The sequence below is a fragment of the Streptosporangium sp. NPDC050148 genome, assembly GCF_055586505.1.
On record NZ_JBVJIA010000042.1, the window covers coordinates 12,507 to 27,889 of the forward strand.

Below are 15,383 nucleotides of genomic sequence, written 5' to 3' on the forward strand. Positions count from 1 at the left end.
CCGGAGGTGCCCGTGATCGTCGAGGTGCTCGACGCCGCCGTCCGGCTGCTCGTGATCGTCGCGGCGTTCCTGGTGCTGCCGCTGGTCGCCGGGCAGATGGAGCACAAGGTCATGGCGCACATGCAGGCGCGTCTGGGCCCCATGTACGCCGGGGGCTTCCACGGCTGGGCCCAGCTCGTCGCCGACGGGGTCAAGTTCATGCAGAAGGAGGAGATCGTCCCGGCCGCCGCCGACCGCCGGGTCTTCGCCCTGGCGCCCGGTGTCGCGCTGGTCCCCTACCTGCTGGTGATGGTCGTGATCCCGGTCGGTCCCGGCCTGGTCGGGGTGGACCTGGACGCCGGGCTGTTCTTCGTCCTGGCCGTGATGGGGGTCGGCGTGCTCGGCTCGGTCATGGCCGGGTGGTCGTCGGGCAACAAGTACTCGGTCCTGGGCGGGATCCGCTCGGCGGCCCAGCTCATGTCGTACGAGCTGCCGCTGGTGCTGGCCGCCTCCAGCGTGGCGATGGCCGCGGGCACGCTCTCCCTGCCGGGCATCGTGCAGGCCTGGCAGTGGTGGTGGCTGCCCTGGCAGGCGATCGGCGCCGTGGTCTTCTTCGTCGCCGGGCTCGCCGAGCTGCGCCGCCCGCCGTTCGACATGCCGATCGCCGACTCCGAGCTCGTCATGGGCCCGATGACCGAGTACACCGGCATGAGGTTCGCGCTGTTCATGCTGGCCGAGTACGCCGGGATCATCGTGGTGTCCGCGCTGACCACCGTGCTGTTCCTGGGCGGCTGGCAGGGCCCCTTCCTGCCGGGGCCGGTCTGGACGCTGCTCAAGGTCTTCCTGCTGGTCTTCGTGATCATCTGGCTCCGGGTGAGCTACCCGCGCCTGCGCGAGGACCAGCTGCAGCGGCTGGCCTGGGTCGTCCTGGTGCCGCTGGCACTGGCGCAGCTCGCGCTGACGGGGATCGTCAGGGTCGTCGCCGGCTGATCCCGCGTCGTTCCTCGCCGGTCCTCGCGCGATCGGCCCGCCGTACGCGATGATCTGACGTTCGAAGCGCCCACGCTGGGCAGGGAAGTAATACACCCTGTGACGCCACCTGCCAAGGACGGAACGCATGACCCTCGCGCTTGCCGTGGAGAACGACGAACTGGTCGTCGACGTGCCGGAACACCCACCGGTGCGGCTGCCGTTGACCGGCGAGGTCCGGGCGCGCACAATGCTGATCTTCGGCTACCCCGGCAGGGGCAGGACGAGGTACGGCCTGGCGGTGCTGGACGACTCCGGCCTGGTCATGCTGGAGGCCCCGGGTGCCCGCTCCCGGGAGGAGGTGGAGGCGTTCGCCGCGGCCAACGGGCTGGAGTTCGAGTTCCGGACGTTCGACACCCCGCAGCGCGCCAGGGTCGCGCTGGCCCGCAGGTCGCCCCGGTGGCGCGCGGTGACCTGGCGCCGGGCCCCCGCGCCGCTGCCGCGCCTGCGCGTGCCCGGCGCGCGAAGCCTCAGGCCGCCCCTGAGCTCGCCCAAGGTGTGGTGGCGCGAGCAGCTGTTGTACGTGCTCATGTGGGCCGTGCTCGCCTACGGGGTGGCCTTCGTGGCGCTGGTGCTGCTGAACCTGACCGACACCCGCGCCGACGTCACCCGGGGGATGGGCCCGCTCGGCATCGTCGCCCTGGTGCTCGCGGGGCTCACGGTCGTCGGGGCCGTCGTGGTGGTCGGGATCGGACGGCGCAGGACCCGCAGGCAGACCGCGCAGGGGCGGGTCCTGCGGCGGGAGGGACAGCCGCACTGCCGGCTGGTGGTCGTCCACGAGCGGCTGCTGCTGGAGACGGCGCGCAGGACCCGGGAGCTGGAGGCGTCCGAGCTGCTGCTGTACTCGGCCGAGTCCGGGGTGAGCGGCCTGCTGGTCGGCGGAGGGCTCTTCCACCTGCCGGGCCGCTGGGACCCCGAGGAGGTGGAGCGCTTCGCCTCCGGGAACGATCTGCAGCTCCAGGTGCGCGCGCTGACCCACGAGGAGTACCTGACCCTGTCGGCCCAGGCCAGGGACGCGGTGCCCTGACCCCTGCGCGCTGTGCACGACCCGCGCATGATCAGTGCACGATGCGCAGCATGATGTCGGAGGCCGTGGGCCGGTTGGCGGGCAGCTTGTCCAGGCAGGCCGCGGCCAGCGGGCGCAGCGACGGCGGCATGGGCGACAGGTCCGGGTGGTGGTTGATCACTCGGTTCAGGATCGCGGGGATGGTGTCCTCCCCGAACGCCGCCCGTCCCGAGGCGGCGAAGAGCATCGTCGCGGCCCAGCTGAACACGTCGGTCTCGGTGCCGATCGCCTCGCCCGCGAGCTGCTCGGGCGACATGTAGGCGGGGGTGCCCATGATCTTTCCCGAGGTCGCGGTGACCTGGTCGAGGGCACGGGCGATCCCGAAGTCGATCACCCGGGGGCCGTCGGCGCCGATCAGCACGTTGGCCGGCTTGAAGTCCCGGTGCACGACCCCGGCCCGGTGGATCGCGGCCAGCGCGCCCGCGGTGGCCAGCGCCAGCCGGGTCAGCCCGTCCTCGTCGCGCGGCCCCCTGTCGCGGACCAGCTGCTCCAGGGAGACGCCCTCCACGTACTCGCTGACGACGTACGCCTGGTCCTCGGTGATGTTCACGTCGAGCACCCGGGCGGTGGAGAACGTCGCCACCCTGCGGGTCGCCTCCACCTCGCGCAGGAAGCGCTCCCGGACCACCCGGTCGCCGCTGACGTGCTCGTGCAGCACCTTGATCGCGACCTTCTGCCCCTGCGGGGTGAGCGCCAGGTAGACCTTCCCCTGCCCGCCCTTGCCCAGCTCGCCGATCAGCCGGTACGGCCCCAGCCACCCGCGCGGGGTCCCGGCCGCCGGGGTCGACGCCGCGGGGCCGCGGGGGTTCCGAGCTCCCTGAGCGCCCTGGAGGCCCTGGAAACCGTGAGGATTCCGGGGGCGGTGAGGGCCGTCGTACGGATTTGGGCCGTGAGAGCCGTCGTACGGGCTTGAGCCGTGAGGGCCGTCGTACGGGCCTGGGCCCTGGGGGCCGTCGTACGGATTTGGGCCGTGAGGGCCGGAGTCGTACAGGTGGGTGTCGTGCCGGCGATCGTGCGGGCGGGCGCCGTGCGAGGTCTGCGACCCCTGAGGCCCCCCGTACCGAGGGGGCTCCATGTGCGGGCGCGGGGACTGCCACTGCGCGGGAGGGCGCGCGGCCGGGGACACCGGATGCGCGGCCGGGTACGGGGTCCGTACCTGCCCGTGGTCCGGGCCGTGGAGCGGCCGGGCGTCCACCTGCGGGTCCCGGAACACCGACTCCCTGAGGATCACGGCGTGGATCAGCCCGCCGATCCAGCTTCCGAACAGGCCGATCGCCCCGATGGTGTCCAGCCAGACCGGGATGCGGTCGGAGCTGCCGTAGATGGAGGCGCCGACCATGAAGACGCCGATGCCGACGCCGTAGACGACGGCGGCGAAGACCAGCAGGGGGCTGCGCAGCCTGCGGGCGGCGTGACCGATGATGGCCGGTGTACCGATACCGCAGGTCAGCAGGGGGACCAGTGTCCACAGCACGCTCCACGCCATGGTGGAACGCGCCGGTGGCCGCGGCTGCCATGCCGGCGGCCCGTAGTACGACATGGGCGAACAATACGATTTTTCCGGCATTGCCGCAGAACATTGGGCGCCGGGGCGGCGAGTCGGGGTCGGTTATCGAACACACAGTCTGTGGATAACTTCTGTGGATAACTCGCCGCCATGGGGATTCCCGCGGTCCGGGCCATACCACCGAGGTCTCCGGGCGCCCGCCGCATTCCCGAGCGCCCCACCGTGCGTCATGATGTTGAGTTGTGGCACGGATACCAGGAGTGGGGTTGGCGAAGGGGCTCTCCGTGACCCTTCGCCACATGCTGAACAGGTCGGTGACCCAGCAGTACCCCGAGGTCCGGCCGGAGCTGCCGCCCCGGAGCAGGGGGGTGATCGCGCTGGTCGAGGAGAACTGCACGGTGTGCATGCTCTGCGCCCGCGAGTGCCCCGACTGGTGCATCTACATCGACTCCCACAAGGAGACCCTCCCGGCCCCCGAGGGCGGCCGTCCCCGCGCCCGCAACATGCTCGACCGCTTCGCGATCGACTTCTCCCTGTGCATGTACTGCGGGATCTGCATCGAGGTCTGCCCCTTCGACGCCCTGTTCTGGTCCCCGGAGTTCGAGTACGCCGACGGGGACATCCGTAATCTTCTGCACGAGAAGGACAGGCTGGCGGGCTGGGCGCAGACCGTCCCGCCGCCCCCGGCCCACGAGCCCAACGCCGACCCGCCCAAGGAACTGGCGGCGGCCTCGCGCCCGGTCCGCCCCCGTCCCACACCTGCGGCGCCCCCTCCCGGCGCGCCCTCCGGTACGTCTTCCGGTACGCCCGGATCGGGTTCTTCGGCGCCCGGCTCTTCGGCGTCCGGTTCCGGTACTGCGGTCTCGGGGTCCGGTTCTTCGGCGTCCGGGGCCGCAGCGGCGTCCGGGGCCGGGTCGGCGCCTGGGACGGCGTCCGGAACCGGCCCGGCGGCGTCGGGTTCCATGGGTTCCCGGGGGTCTGCCGGGTCTGTGAGCTCTGCGGGCTCCCCGGGCACTTCGTCCGCCCCTGCCTCCCCTCGTGCCTCCGGTGCCGAATCCCCGGCCCCGGGCACCTCGGGTTCCGCTCCCTCGGACGCCCCTGCCTCCCCGGCCTCGAACGCCCCCGGCTCTCCGGTCTCGGATGCGCCCGGCCCTGCGGGATCGGCTCCTACTTCTGCGGCGTCCCCGACTTCTGCGGCGTCCCCGGATTCTTCGACGTCCGCCGCGTCCCCGGGGTCTGCGGCCTCCGACGCCCCCGCCGAACCGCCGTCCGGACGACCCGCCCGGCCGCCCGGCAGGCCCTCCAGGCCGGCCACCTCGGCGAGCCACGCGAGCGTCCGCGCGATCCGCCCGCCGGGGTCCCTTCCCAAGCCCACCGGTTCGTCCACAGGCGGCTCGTCCGTCGAGAAGTTATCCACAGGTAGGGGTGGCGTGCCCCCGGCGACGGACGCGCCGGAGCAGACTTCTCCTGCGGATCCGAACGGAGAGCCGGAGGAGGAGACGTGACCGAGGTGCCGTCCTATCTGTCACCGAGCGGGCAGGAGATCGTCTTTCTCCTGCTGGGCGCGGTGGCCGTCGGGTCGGCCCTGCTCGTCGTGACCACCCGGCAGCTCGTCCACGCCGCCCTGTGGCTGGTCGTCTGCTTCGGCGCGCTGGCGGGGTGCTACCTGGTCCTGACGGCCGAGTTCGTCGCCTGGGTCCAGGTGCTGATCTACGTCGGTGCCATCGTGGTCCTGTTGCTGTTCGGCATCATGCTCACCCGTGCCCCGATCGGCAGGAGCGCCGACCTCGACAGCCCGAACAGGCCCACCGCCGCGATCGTGGCGATCGCCACCGCGGCCGTGCTGGTCACCGTCGTCGTCGACGGCTTCCGCATGGCCTACGCGCCCCTGGAGCCCGGTGCCGGTTCCGCGCGGGAGCTCGGCTCCAGCATCTTCCGCAACTGGGTGCTCCCGTTCGAGGCGCTCTCGATCCTGCTGCTCGCGGCCCTGATAGGCGCCGTCGTGCTGTCCCGCACCGACATTCGCGGGAGGGACTGACGTGCACATCGTCTACCCCGCCGTCGTCTCGGCGCTGCTGTTCTCGATCGGCGTGTACGGCGTGCTCGCCCGGCGCAACGCGATCCTCGTGCTGATGTCCGTCGAGCTCATGCTCAACGCCGTCAACCTCAACCTGGTCGCCTTCGACGTGTGGTTGCGCGATCGGTTGCACGGCGGGCAGGTCCTCACGCTGTTCGTCATCGTGATCGCCGCCGCCGAGGTCGGCATCGGCCTCGCGATCATCCTGGCGCTCTACCGCAACCGCCAGACCGTCGACCTCGACCGTCTCCGCTCCCTGGCGGAACCCACCGACGCCGACCCCGCCGACGCGAAGTCCACCGGCACCGACCCCGCCGGCACCGATTCCACCGGCACCGGGTCCGATGACGCCAGGCCCACCGGCACCCGGCCCGTCGCTCCCGCAGCCACCGGGCCGCGTGACACGACATGATCACCGTCGCCGCCCTCGTGATCCTGCTGCCCTTCCTCGCGGCCGTCGCCGGGCTGCTCGGCTCCCGCTTCCCTCACCGCCCCCGCGGTGTCACACCCCTCGCACCCGCTACCGCCAGGACCGACACCGCCCAGACCACCGCCACCGCCCAGACCACCGCCACCACCGAAACCGCCACCCGCACCGGAACCGACCCCGGGACCAGCGCCGAGACCGGCATCACCGCCGAATCCACGGCCGAATCCACGGCCGGCACCACGGCCGAGCTCAGGGCCGGCCTCAAGGCCGACAGCGCCGCCGGCCGCCGGGCCGCCTGGATCGCGGTGGTCCCCACCGCGGTCTCCGCCGTCCTGGCGCTCTGGCCGGCCTACGCCACGTGGACGGCCGGCCGGGGCGGAACAGGGGCGTCCACTCCGGCGGGAGCCGGTGGCCAGGACGCGGCCGGCGGTGCGATCGAGGGGGTCACCGCGACCTTCACCGTCATCGAGACCGGCTCGGTGCCCATCTCGGTGGGGCTGCTCGTCGACGGCCTCGCCGCCTCGATCGCGGTGCTGGTGACCGTCGTCGCGCTGGCCGTCCAGGTGTACTCCGTCGGTTACATGCGCGGCGACCGGCGATACCCGTCGTACAGCGCCTTCATCAGCCTGTTCACCAGCGCCATGCTGCTGGTCGTCTACTCGGCGGACCTGCTCGTCCTCTACGTGGGATGGGAGGTCATGGGCCTGTGCTCCTACCTGCTGGTCGGGCACTGGTGGGAGGAGAGGGCCAACTCGCGGGCGGCGATCAAGGCGTTCCTCGTCACCCGGATCGGAGACGTGGGTTTCCTGTTCGGCATCTTCGTCCTCGGGACGGCGGCCGGAAGCTTCAGGATCGCCGACGTGATCGCCGCCGTCCCCGCGATGTCGTCGGGAACGCTCGTCGCGGCCACCATGCTGCTGCTGGCCGGGGTCGCCGGGAAGAGCGCCCAGGTGCCGTTGCACGTCTGGCTGCCCGACGCGATGGCCGGACCGACACCGATCAGCGCCCTCATCCACGCGGCCACCATGGTCGCCGCCGGGATCTTCGTCGTCGCCCGCCTCTACCCGGTCTTCCTCGGAGCCCCCGCGACCCTGGACGTGCTCGCGGTCATGGCCGCGATCGGCATGCTGGGCGCGGCCCTTGCCGCGCTGGCCCAGGACGACCTCAAACGCGTCCTGGCCTACTCCACCGTCAGCCAGCTCGCCTACATGGCCGGTGCCCTGGCGGCGGGTTCCCGAAGTGCCGCGGTCTTCCATCTGATCACCCACGGAGCCTTCAAGGCCCTGCTCTTCCTCTGCGCGGGGGCCGTCATCCACGCGGTCGCCTCCAACCTGATGAGCACGATGGGGGGTCTTCGCAGGGAGCTTCCCGTCACCTTCGCCGCGATGACGATCGGCCTCGCGGCGCTGATGGGCCTCCCCCCGGCCAGCGGTTTCTTCAGCAAGGACGAGGTGCTGGTGGCCATCGAGCGCTCCCTGTCCGCCGGGCCACTGAACGATGCCGTGGCCCTGCTGCTGTACGGGTGCGCGCTCGCCACGGTCGCGGTCACCGGCGCCTACGCCACCCGGGCCTGGCTGCGCACCTTCTTCGGACGGCGCGCCCCGGCGAACCCCGTACTCGCCCTCGGTTCCGCCGCGGGGACCGCGTCCGGCACCGTCCACGCCGCCGTGCACCGGACACCGGCCACCATGCGCTGGCCCATCGTCGTCCTGGCGGTCCCGGCCCTGCTTCTCGGCTTCGCCCGGATCGGTGACGTGCACTGGGGGACCGCGGCTCTCAGCCTCGCGGTGGCGCTGCTGGGCGCCGGAGTGGTCTACGCCGTGTGGCGATCGGAACCGGGGAGTGACCCGGCCCGTCTGCTCGGCCCTCTCCGCGTTCCCTGTGAGCGCGCCTTCCATGTAGACGCCGTCTACACGGCCCTCTTCGTCCAGCCCGTCCTGCTTCTTGCCGGTCTGGTCGTCCGTGCCGACGGCCGCGTGGTGGACGGTGCGGTGCGCGGCTCGGGCCGGACGACCCTGGGCGTGGCCGGGCTGGTCCGCCTGGCACAGAACGGCAACGCGCAGCTCTACATCACCGGCCTGCTGGCGGGCGTCCTTCTCTTCGCGGCCGGGGCGGTGATCTTCAAATGATCTCTCTGCTTCCCCGGGGTGTCATGGCCCTCGCCGTGCCGCTCCTCGCCCGTCCGGCGGTGACACGCCGTTGACCTCCATGAGCTGGTTGCCGCTCGCGCTGCTCGCCCTGCCACTGGCCGGGGCGGTCGCGCTGCTCGTGCCGTCCCGTGCGGACGCCGTGGCCCGGGGGCGGCTGCTCCGTGCGTACGGCCTGGCCGTCTCCGGGGTCACGTTCGCGCTGTCGGTGGTGCTGGTCGCCGCCTTCGACCACGGCGACGCCGCCCGGGTGCAGTTCGCGACCGACCTGGCCTGGATCCCCGGGCTCGACCTCCGGTTCCATCTCGGCGTGGACGGGATCTCGCTCCCGCTGGTGGTGCTGACCACGCTGCTGACCTTCCTCTGCTTCGTCTACCTGTGCCGGGGGCGGGCCGACGGCCCCGGGCAGCTGCTGCGGTCCGGTCCCGGCGGTGACCGGCCGCGGGCGATGGTGTTCACCCTCCTCGTCCTCGAGGTCGGCATGGTCGGCACGTTCCTCGCGCTCGACCTGCTGTTGTTCTTCGTCTTCTTCGAGGTCGTCCTCATCCCGATGTACTTCCTGATCGCCGTCTGGGGCGGCCGGGCCCGCCGGGCGGCGGCGATCAAGTTCATCCTCTACACCCTGCTCGGCTCGGTGGTCCTGCTGCTCGGCCTGCTGCTCATCTGGTCGCAGACCGGCACCCTGGACATGACGGCCCTGGCCGAGGCGCGGGGGATCGGCATGTCCCGCCCGGTGCAGACCATCGCCTTCCTGGCGGTCGGCATCGGGTTCGCGGTCAAGACACCGATGTGGCCGTTGCACACCTGGCTGCCCGACGCGCACACCGAGGCGCCGACCGTCGGCTCGGTGCTCCTGGCGGGCGTACTGCTCAAGATGGGCACGTACGGCTTCGCCCGCATCGCGATCCCGGTCCTGCCCGACGGCGCCGCCGCGACGGCCCCCTGGCTGGGCGCCTTCGCGGTGGCCGGAATCGTCTACGGCTCCCTGGCGTGCCTGGCGCAGCGCGACCTGAAGAGGATGATCGCCTACTCCTCGGTCGGTCACATGGGCTTCGTGCTGCTGGGGTTCGCCACGCTCACCCCGGTCGGGATCAACGGGGCGTTGTTCGGCAACATCGCCCACGGCCTGATCACCGCCCTGCTGTTCTTCGTGGCGGGAGCGATCAAGGAACGCCACGGCACCTCCGACATGCCCGCGCTCGGCGGCGGCATGCTGACGCGCCTTCCCCGGGTGGGGTCCCTGCTCACCTTCGCCTGCGTCGCCTCGCTCGGGCTGCCGGGGCTGGCCGGCTTCTGGGGGGAGATGCTGGCCCTGCTCGGCGCCTTCCAGCCCGCCGCGGGCCTGTCCCGCCCCCTGTACCTGGTCTTCATGGCCCTCGGAGGTCTCGGCACCGTGCTGACCGCCGCCTACTTCCTGCTCATGCTCTCCCGCGTCACCCACGGCAGGGGCACCGAGACGGTCCACGTCCCGATCCTCACCGCCGCCGCCACGGGCGGCCTTCCCGCCACGGGCCCGACCACGGTTCCGGCCGCGAGCCCGACCACGGTTCCGGCCGCGAGCCCGACCACGGGCTCCGTCGCGGGTTCCGCCGCGGAGGAGGACACGTCCAGCGCCGGAGAACGCGCGGTCACGTCGGCACACGGCACGACAGGCCGCCCGCCCGCCTCCACCGGCAGGGCGCGCATGCCCGACGTCATGGGTCACGAGCTGGCCGCCTGGGTGCCGCTGGTCGTGCTGATCCTGTTGTTCGGGCTCTGGCCCAAGGCGCTCCTCGCCCTCACCGACCCGGTGGTCCGCACCCTGGTGGGGGCACCGTGATCCAGCCCATCGACTACTACGCGGTCGCGCCGCCGCTGATCCTCGCCCTCACCGCCGGGCTCGTACTGCTGCTGGACGCCTTCCTGCCCCGCAGGCCGCACGTCCGGCGGGCACTCGGCGCGGTCACGCTGGCCGGGGTGATCGCGGCCCTGGCGACGGTGATCTCGCAGGCCGTACGAGCCGGCGATCCGCTGAGGACCTTCTGCGTGCCCGAAGGGCTGCTCGGCTCCCCCCGCGCGGCGATCGGAGGTCTCGTCCGCCCGGGCGGCACGCCCGCGACGGCCACCGCGGCGCCGTGCTCCTTCGTGGTCGACGACTTCACGCTGATCTTCGCCGGGCTCGCGCTGGCCGCGGGGGTCGTCGTGGTGCTGCTGTCGGCGGCCGAGCTGTCCCGTGCCGACATTCCCGTCGGGGAGTGGTACTTCCTGCTGCTCTGCACGCTGGCGGGCGCCGTCGCCCTGCCCGCCTCCCGCGACCTGATCATGCTGGTGGTCGCGCTGGAACTGGTCTCGCTGCCGGTGTTCGCGCTCACCGCGCTCAGGCGCTATGACGGCCGCAGCTCCGAGGCGGCGGTGAAGCTCTTCCTGGTCTCGGTGGTCTCCACGGCCGTCATGCTCTTCGGCGTCTCCCTGCTGTACGGGACGACCGGCACCGTCTACCTCGGCCGGATCGCCCAGGCACTGCGACAGGTCGGGCCCGCTCCCGGAATCCGGCCGGGTCTCGTGGATCCGGGCGGTGTCGCCGCAGGCTCCTCGCTCCAGATCGACCAGGCGCCGCCCGCCGTGGTGACCGTGGCCGTGGTGCTCGTCCTCGCCGGGTTCGCCTTCAAGATCGCCGCGGTGCCGTTCCACGCCTGGGCGGGTGACGTCTACCAGGGCGCGCCCGTGCCCGTCGCGGCCCTCCTGTCGGTCATCTCCAAGGCGGCGGGGTTCGCCGGGCTGATCCTCATCCTGGTCGTCGCCCTGGGCGGTCAGGGCTCCACCTGGGTCCCGCTGGTGGCGATCATCGCCGCGCTGACCATGACCGTGGGGAACCTGCTGGCGCTGCGCCAGCGCGACGCGGTCCGTCTGCTCGCCTGGTCCTCCGTCGCCCAGTCCGGCTACATCCTCGCCCCCCTCGGGGTCAGGAACGACCAGGCGATGAACGCCTCGATCGCCTACCTGCTCTTCTACGCGGCGATGAACCTCGGCGCCTTCGCCGTGGTCACGCTGGTGTCCAGAGGACCCGGGGGAGGAAGGCTCGACGACTACCGGGGGCTGGTGTTCCGCAGCCCGGCGGCCGGGCTGGCGCTGGCCTTCTTCCTGATCTGCCTGGCGGGCCTGCCCCCGGGGCTCGCGGGGCTCTTCGCCAAGATCGTGGTGTTCCGGGAGGTGCTCGGCGCGGGCGGTGGCTGGCTGGCCGCGGTGATGGCGGTCAACACGGTCGTGGGCCTCTACTACTACGTCACCTGGGTCGTGCGGATCTTCACCCCGGCCCCGGTCCCGGCCCTTTCTCCGGTGGTCCCGGCCGGTGAGGGGGCGGCAGCGGGCGAGCCCGGTGTGAGCGGGCCCGGAGCGGATGAGACACCTTCCACCGGGCGCGGGGCCGGGTGGTTGCCCGCCGCCGTGGCCGTCACGCTGGCCGCCGTCGTCGCGATCGTCTTCTCGGCCGCCCCCCAGCTGGTCCTCGACCTCGTCCCCGCGGCGCTCATCGCCGCAGGCTGAACCGACCGGGAACGTTCGACCTGGGCAGAGACGTTGTCACAGGTGAGTCGGCATCGACCGGGAGGGGGATGAAGTGCACCACAACGGTCTGCGTACCGCGGCCCTCCTCGGCGCGCTGTCCGCGGTGATCATCGCGGTGGGGGCGTGGTTCGGGGGCGGCGCCGGCGTGCAGATCGCGGTCGTGACCGCACTGGCGGTCAACGCCGTCGCGTACTTCTTCTCCGACCGCATGGCGCTGTCCGCCATGCGCGCCCGGCCCGTGAGCGAGGTCGAGCAACCGGTCCTCTACCGGATCGTGCGGGAGCTCTCCACCGAGGCCCGCCAGCCCATGCCCCGGCTGTACGTCTCGCCGACCATGCAGCCCAACGCCTTCGCGACGGGACGAAATCCCCGTAACGCCGCGGTCTGCGTGACCTACGGGATCACCCGGCTGCTCGACGAGCGCGAGCTGCGCGGGGTCATCGGCCACGAGCTCTCCCACGTCTACAACCGCGACATCCTGATCTCCTCGGTGGCCGGCGCGCTCGCCACGATGATCACCTACCTCGGTTACGTCGGGCTCTTCTTCGGCGGGGACGACGACGAGGGGCCCGGTTTCGTCGGTGCCCTCCTCATGCTCGTGCTCGGCCCGGTCGCGGCGGGGATGATCCAGACGGCCATCTCGCGTTCCCGCGAGTTCCAGGCGGACGAGTCCGGAGCCAGGCTGACCGGTGACCCGCTGGCCCTGGCCTCGGCACTGAGGAAGATCGAGATGGGCACCCGCCGGTTGCCCCTCCCGGAGAACGGCCGCATCGTCTCCGCCTCACACCTGATGATCGCCAACCCCTTCCGCGGCACCGGGATCAGCAGGATCTTCTCCACCCACCCGCCCACCGCCGAGCGCGTCGCCCGCCTGGAGCGGATGGCCGGCTACCGCCGCTGACCCCGTCCGGAAAAACGGCTCCCTGCGGCCCGGGACGGATCACGGGCTCAACCCGGCGACGATCGGATGGTGGACCGACCCGGGCACGACGAAGCCACCGGCCCGTTCCGTCCCGCCCGTCTCCCGATCGACCCGATACCAGGTGTAACGGCTACCACCCCCCTTCCTCGCCCGGCGCGAAACGACCGTCTGCAGCTCCAGCTCACCCATGACGTCCCAGCGCAGCCGGGTCGCGGTCCTGCCGTACGGGACGGTGACGGGGGTGCTCGTGAGAGGGACGCCGGACGTCACGCTCCACAGATCGATCCCGGCGTCACGTTCCGTGAAGTGGGCGACGGTCTCGCCTCCCGGCCCGAGCGCGCCTCCCAGGGGCGCGCGTCCCCGCTCGGCGAAAGGCGACATCGAGTACACCCGCGCCTGGAACGTGTCGTCCACCAGCAGCACGAATTCCGCGTCGGGACTGAAACTCCACGGTCGCAGCCCCGACGGCACCGTGGGGCCGGCCCCGCTGCGGGTGTCCAGGATCCGGTGCTCCCCTCCGGCGCTCAGCACCACGTACCGCCCGCGCGGGGAGAGTTCGATCCGCGTCGCACGCATGGCGGTCGACCAGGTCACGCCCGGCACCGCGCGTACCGCGTCCGAGGTCACCTTCCGCACCACCAGCGCCCCGCCGTCGAGCTGGAAGTAGGCGACATGTCCCCCGTTGGGGGACAGGGTCAACGGAGCACGCCGTCCCCGCGAGGAGAACACCCGGGCGTCGGTGAGGTCGACGACGTCGTCCCCCCGGCCCCAGAGCCTCCACGGGGCGCAGAGGCAGCCGTCGAGCCCCGCGTACCGGGCCGGAGACCGCACGTCCACGGCGCGTGCCGGAAGGGGAACCGCCATCGCCATGACGAGCACACCGGCACAGACGCCCAAACGGCGGAACGATCTCATGGAGAACCCCCGAGTCCCCGGACAACGGGGGCGTCCGCTACGTACCGGCCACTGTACGCCCCGGCCGAGGTCCGGCCGGTGATGCCGTCGCGGATGTCGTCATCCGGTCCGGCGACGGAACCGGACCTCCCTGCCGGCAGGCCGGAGATCCCTTCGCGGAACGGCCCCTGCCGGTCGGGACGGACGCTCGGTCACGGGCCCTCCCATGACGGGAGCGGTGGACGGCGCGCCGGCCACACGTCCCGGACGGCCTCGCCGCATCGGCGGCCGTCCGGCACCGCGGACGCCGGGTGTCCCGACGGCCGGTGGCCGCGCCGATTCGAGCGGGTGAGCGGCCGGGGCATGGGAGACCTCCTGCCCCGGCCGTGTGCCCTGAACGTGCCCTGGGCGTGCCCTGATCGACGACGGGAATCATGGAATCCCGGTCCAGGGCGCCGATCGCTCGCCCGGCTAGCGGTAGTTCGAGAACTGAAGGGCGATCTCCAGGTCCTTACCCTTGAGCAGGGCGATGACCTCCTGGAGCTCGTCCCTCTTCTTCGAGCTCACGCGCAGCTCGTCACCCTGGATCTGCGCCTTGACGCCCTTGGGCCCCTCGTCACGAATGATCTTCGAGATCTTCTTGGCGTGCTCCTGGTCGATGCCCTCCTTGAGGGTCACCACGAGGCGGTACTCCTTGCCCGAGAGCTTGGGCTCGTCCGCGTCCAGGATCTTGAGCGAGAGCCCCCGCTTGATCAGTTTTTCCTTGAAGACATCGAGGACCGCGTTGGCGCGCTCCTCGCTGTTGGCCTTGATCTCGATCGCCTTCTGTCCCCCCGACCAGGCGATGGTGGCCCCGGTACCCTTGAAGTCGAACCGGTGGCCCACCTCCTTGAGCGTCTGGTTCAGCGCGTTGTCGGCCTCCTGGTGGTCGATCTTGCTGACGATGTCGAACGATGAATCCGCCAAAGTACAATCCCCTCTGACCCGGTAGAACTATCAGCCACGGCCCGGCTCCCAGGTGCCGCGGACCTCGAATCGCGGCGACGTCCGCGAGCCGGTTCGGTAGACGCGTACGTAACGGATCAGCCTAGCCAGCATCTCTCACCGATGCCGAGGCGGTGGCGTGTCCCATCCCGGCCCCGTCGCATTCCCGCCACCCCGGCCGACCCCCCAACTCGCCCCCCATCCTGTACGCGTCCCGTTTCCCGGCTTTCACGGGCGTCATCACGACCCGCACCCGCCACACCGGCCCGTCACCGTGCCGATCCCTGTTCCTTCCCGCGGTCTCCTCCTCGCGTCGGCACCGGACCGTCTCCCACGCGTCCCTCTGACCCCACCCGTAGCCGTCAGGAACAGCCGATACGCCCCAAAGGCCCAGGTGGGGGCGGGTAGGGGGCGGCACGCGCCGCCGATGTCACGTCACCAGCCGAAGTCCGCTATTCTTCTTCCTGTCGCCGCCGCAAGCGGAGGACGCGGCAGGTTGCCCGAGTGGTCAAAGGGAGCGGTCTGTAAAACCGTCGGCTCAGCCTACGCAGGTTCAAGTCCTGCACCTGCCACCAGCAGAAACAGCAGCTCAGAGGCCCTCCGGGGCCTCTTTTGCGTTTCCGGGCCATGCAGCCGGATGCCACCCTGAGCGGCCCTGTGTCGGTGGTCGCGCAATATGCGCGCAATGATCCTAAGGCCGTTTCCCCGGGCCGTGCCGGGTTCTCGGAGCGGTTCAGGGATGAGGGCCGGCCGGTGAAGCCGAAGGAGACGGCTTTTAAATCAATGGATCCTCCCAGCGGCCGGC

11 protein-coding genes, 1 tRNA gene and 1 pseudogene are annotated in these 15,383 nt (G+C 71.6%); 10 read left to right on the forward strand and 3 right to left on the reverse strand.

Annotation, left to right across the window (positions count from 1 at the left end; translation table 11 throughout):
* The first annotated feature begins 12 nt into the window (after nucleotides 1-12).
* The gene (gene nuoH / locus ACZ6RT_RS32770) at nucleotides 13-969 is read left to right on the forward strand and encodes an NADH-quinone oxidoreductase subunit NuoH (RefSeq protein WP_470157731.1); all 957 of its coding nucleotides are present in this window, start codon (nucleotides 13-15) and stop codon (nucleotides 967-969) included.
* Nucleotides 970-1,096: 127 nt separating this feature from the next.
* The gene (locus ACZ6RT_RS32775) at nucleotides 1,097-2,035 is read left to right on the forward strand and encodes a hypothetical protein (protein WP_399185494.1); all 939 of its coding nucleotides are present in this window, start codon (nucleotides 1,097-1,099) and stop codon (nucleotides 2,033-2,035) included.
* Between the two features lie 31 nt (nucleotides 2,036-2,066).
* Here the strand turns inward: ACZ6RT_RS32775 and ACZ6RT_RS32780 are convergent, their stop codons facing one another.
* A complete protein-coding gene (locus tag ACZ6RT_RS32780; protein WP_470157733.1) occupies nucleotides 2,067-3,614 on the reverse strand; it encodes a serine/threonine-protein kinase in 1,548 nt (515 codons plus the stop codon).
* Between the two features lie 371 nt (nucleotides 3,615-3,985).
* Here ACZ6RT_RS32780 and ACZ6RT_RS32785 point away from each other — a divergent pair, with 371 nt between their 5' ends.
* The 7 genes and pseudogenes from ACZ6RT_RS32785 to htpX all read left to right on the forward strand — a co-directional run bounded on the left by ACZ6RT_RS32785 (nucleotide 3,986) and on the right by htpX (nucleotide 12,679).
* Nucleotides 3,986-5,086 (forward strand): 4Fe-4S binding protein, encoded by a 1,101-nt coding sequence (locus ACZ6RT_RS32785; RefSeq protein WP_470157784.1) that lies wholly within the window; start codon nucleotides 3,986-3,988, stop codon nucleotides 5,084-5,086.
* Complete coding sequence (locus tag ACZ6RT_RS32790; RefSeq protein ID WP_399185496.1) at nucleotides 5,083-5,619, forward strand: NADH-quinone oxidoreductase subunit J; 537 nt, start codon at nucleotides 5,083-5,085, stop codon at nucleotides 5,617-5,619. The genes ACZ6RT_RS32785 and ACZ6RT_RS32790 overlap by 4 nt, the downstream gene beginning before the upstream one ends.
* A 1-nt stretch (nucleotide 5,620) precedes the next feature.
* Nucleotides 5,621-5,902: pseudogene (nuoK, locus tag ACZ6RT_RS32795) on the forward strand (NADH-quinone oxidoreductase subunit NuoK); the annotation flags it as partial.
* A 164-nt stretch (nucleotides 5,903-6,066) separates the two neighbouring features.
* Entirely contained in the window at nucleotides 6,067-8,217 is a 2,151-nt protein-coding gene (locus ACZ6RT_RS32800; RefSeq protein WP_470157736.1) for an NADH-quinone oxidoreductase subunit 5 family protein, read from the forward strand.
* 79 nt (nucleotides 8,218-8,296) lie between these two features.
* The gene (locus ACZ6RT_RS32805) at nucleotides 8,297-10,054 is read left to right on the forward strand and encodes a complex I subunit 4 family protein (RefSeq protein ID WP_470157738.1); all 1,758 of its coding nucleotides are present in this window, start codon (nucleotides 8,297-8,299) and stop codon (nucleotides 10,052-10,054) included.
* Nucleotides 10,051-11,757 carry an NADH-quinone oxidoreductase subunit N gene (locus ACZ6RT_RS32810; RefSeq protein WP_470157740.1) on the forward strand — a complete coding sequence of 569 codons (1,707 nt, stop codon included), beginning with the start codon at nucleotides 10,051-10,053 and terminating at the stop codon, nucleotides 11,755-11,757. The genes ACZ6RT_RS32805 and ACZ6RT_RS32810 overlap by 4 nt, the downstream gene beginning before the upstream one ends.
* Nucleotides 11,758-11,830: 73 nt before the next feature.
* The gene (htpX, locus tag ACZ6RT_RS32815) at nucleotides 11,831-12,679 is read left to right on the forward strand and encodes a zinc metalloprotease HtpX (RefSeq protein ID WP_399185503.1); all 849 of its coding nucleotides are present in this window, start codon (nucleotides 11,831-11,833) and stop codon (nucleotides 12,677-12,679) included.
* Between the two features lie 39 nt (nucleotides 12,680-12,718).
* Here htpX and ACZ6RT_RS32820 read toward each other — a convergent pair whose 3' ends face one another.
* Together ACZ6RT_RS32820 and ACZ6RT_RS32825 are read right to left on the reverse strand one after the other, a co-directional pair.
* Complete coding sequence (locus ACZ6RT_RS32820) at nucleotides 12,719-13,564, reverse strand: hypothetical protein (RefSeq protein ID WP_470157742.1); 846 nt, start codon at nucleotides 13,562-13,564, stop codon at nucleotides 12,719-12,721.
* A 501-nt stretch (nucleotides 13,565-14,065) separates the two neighbouring features.
* Nucleotides 14,066-14,560 (reverse strand): YajQ family cyclic di-GMP-binding protein, encoded by a 495-nt coding sequence (locus tag ACZ6RT_RS32825; protein ID WP_399185506.1) that lies wholly within the window; start codon nucleotides 14,558-14,560, stop codon nucleotides 14,066-14,068.
* A 508-nt stretch (nucleotides 14,561-15,068) separates the two neighbouring features.
* On the opposite strand from ACZ6RT_RS32825, the gene ACZ6RT_RS32830 reads away from it, so the two are divergent.
* Nucleotides 15,069-15,153 (forward strand) — tRNA-Tyr (locus tag ACZ6RT_RS32830).
* Nucleotides 15,154-15,383 lie beyond the last annotated feature (230 nt).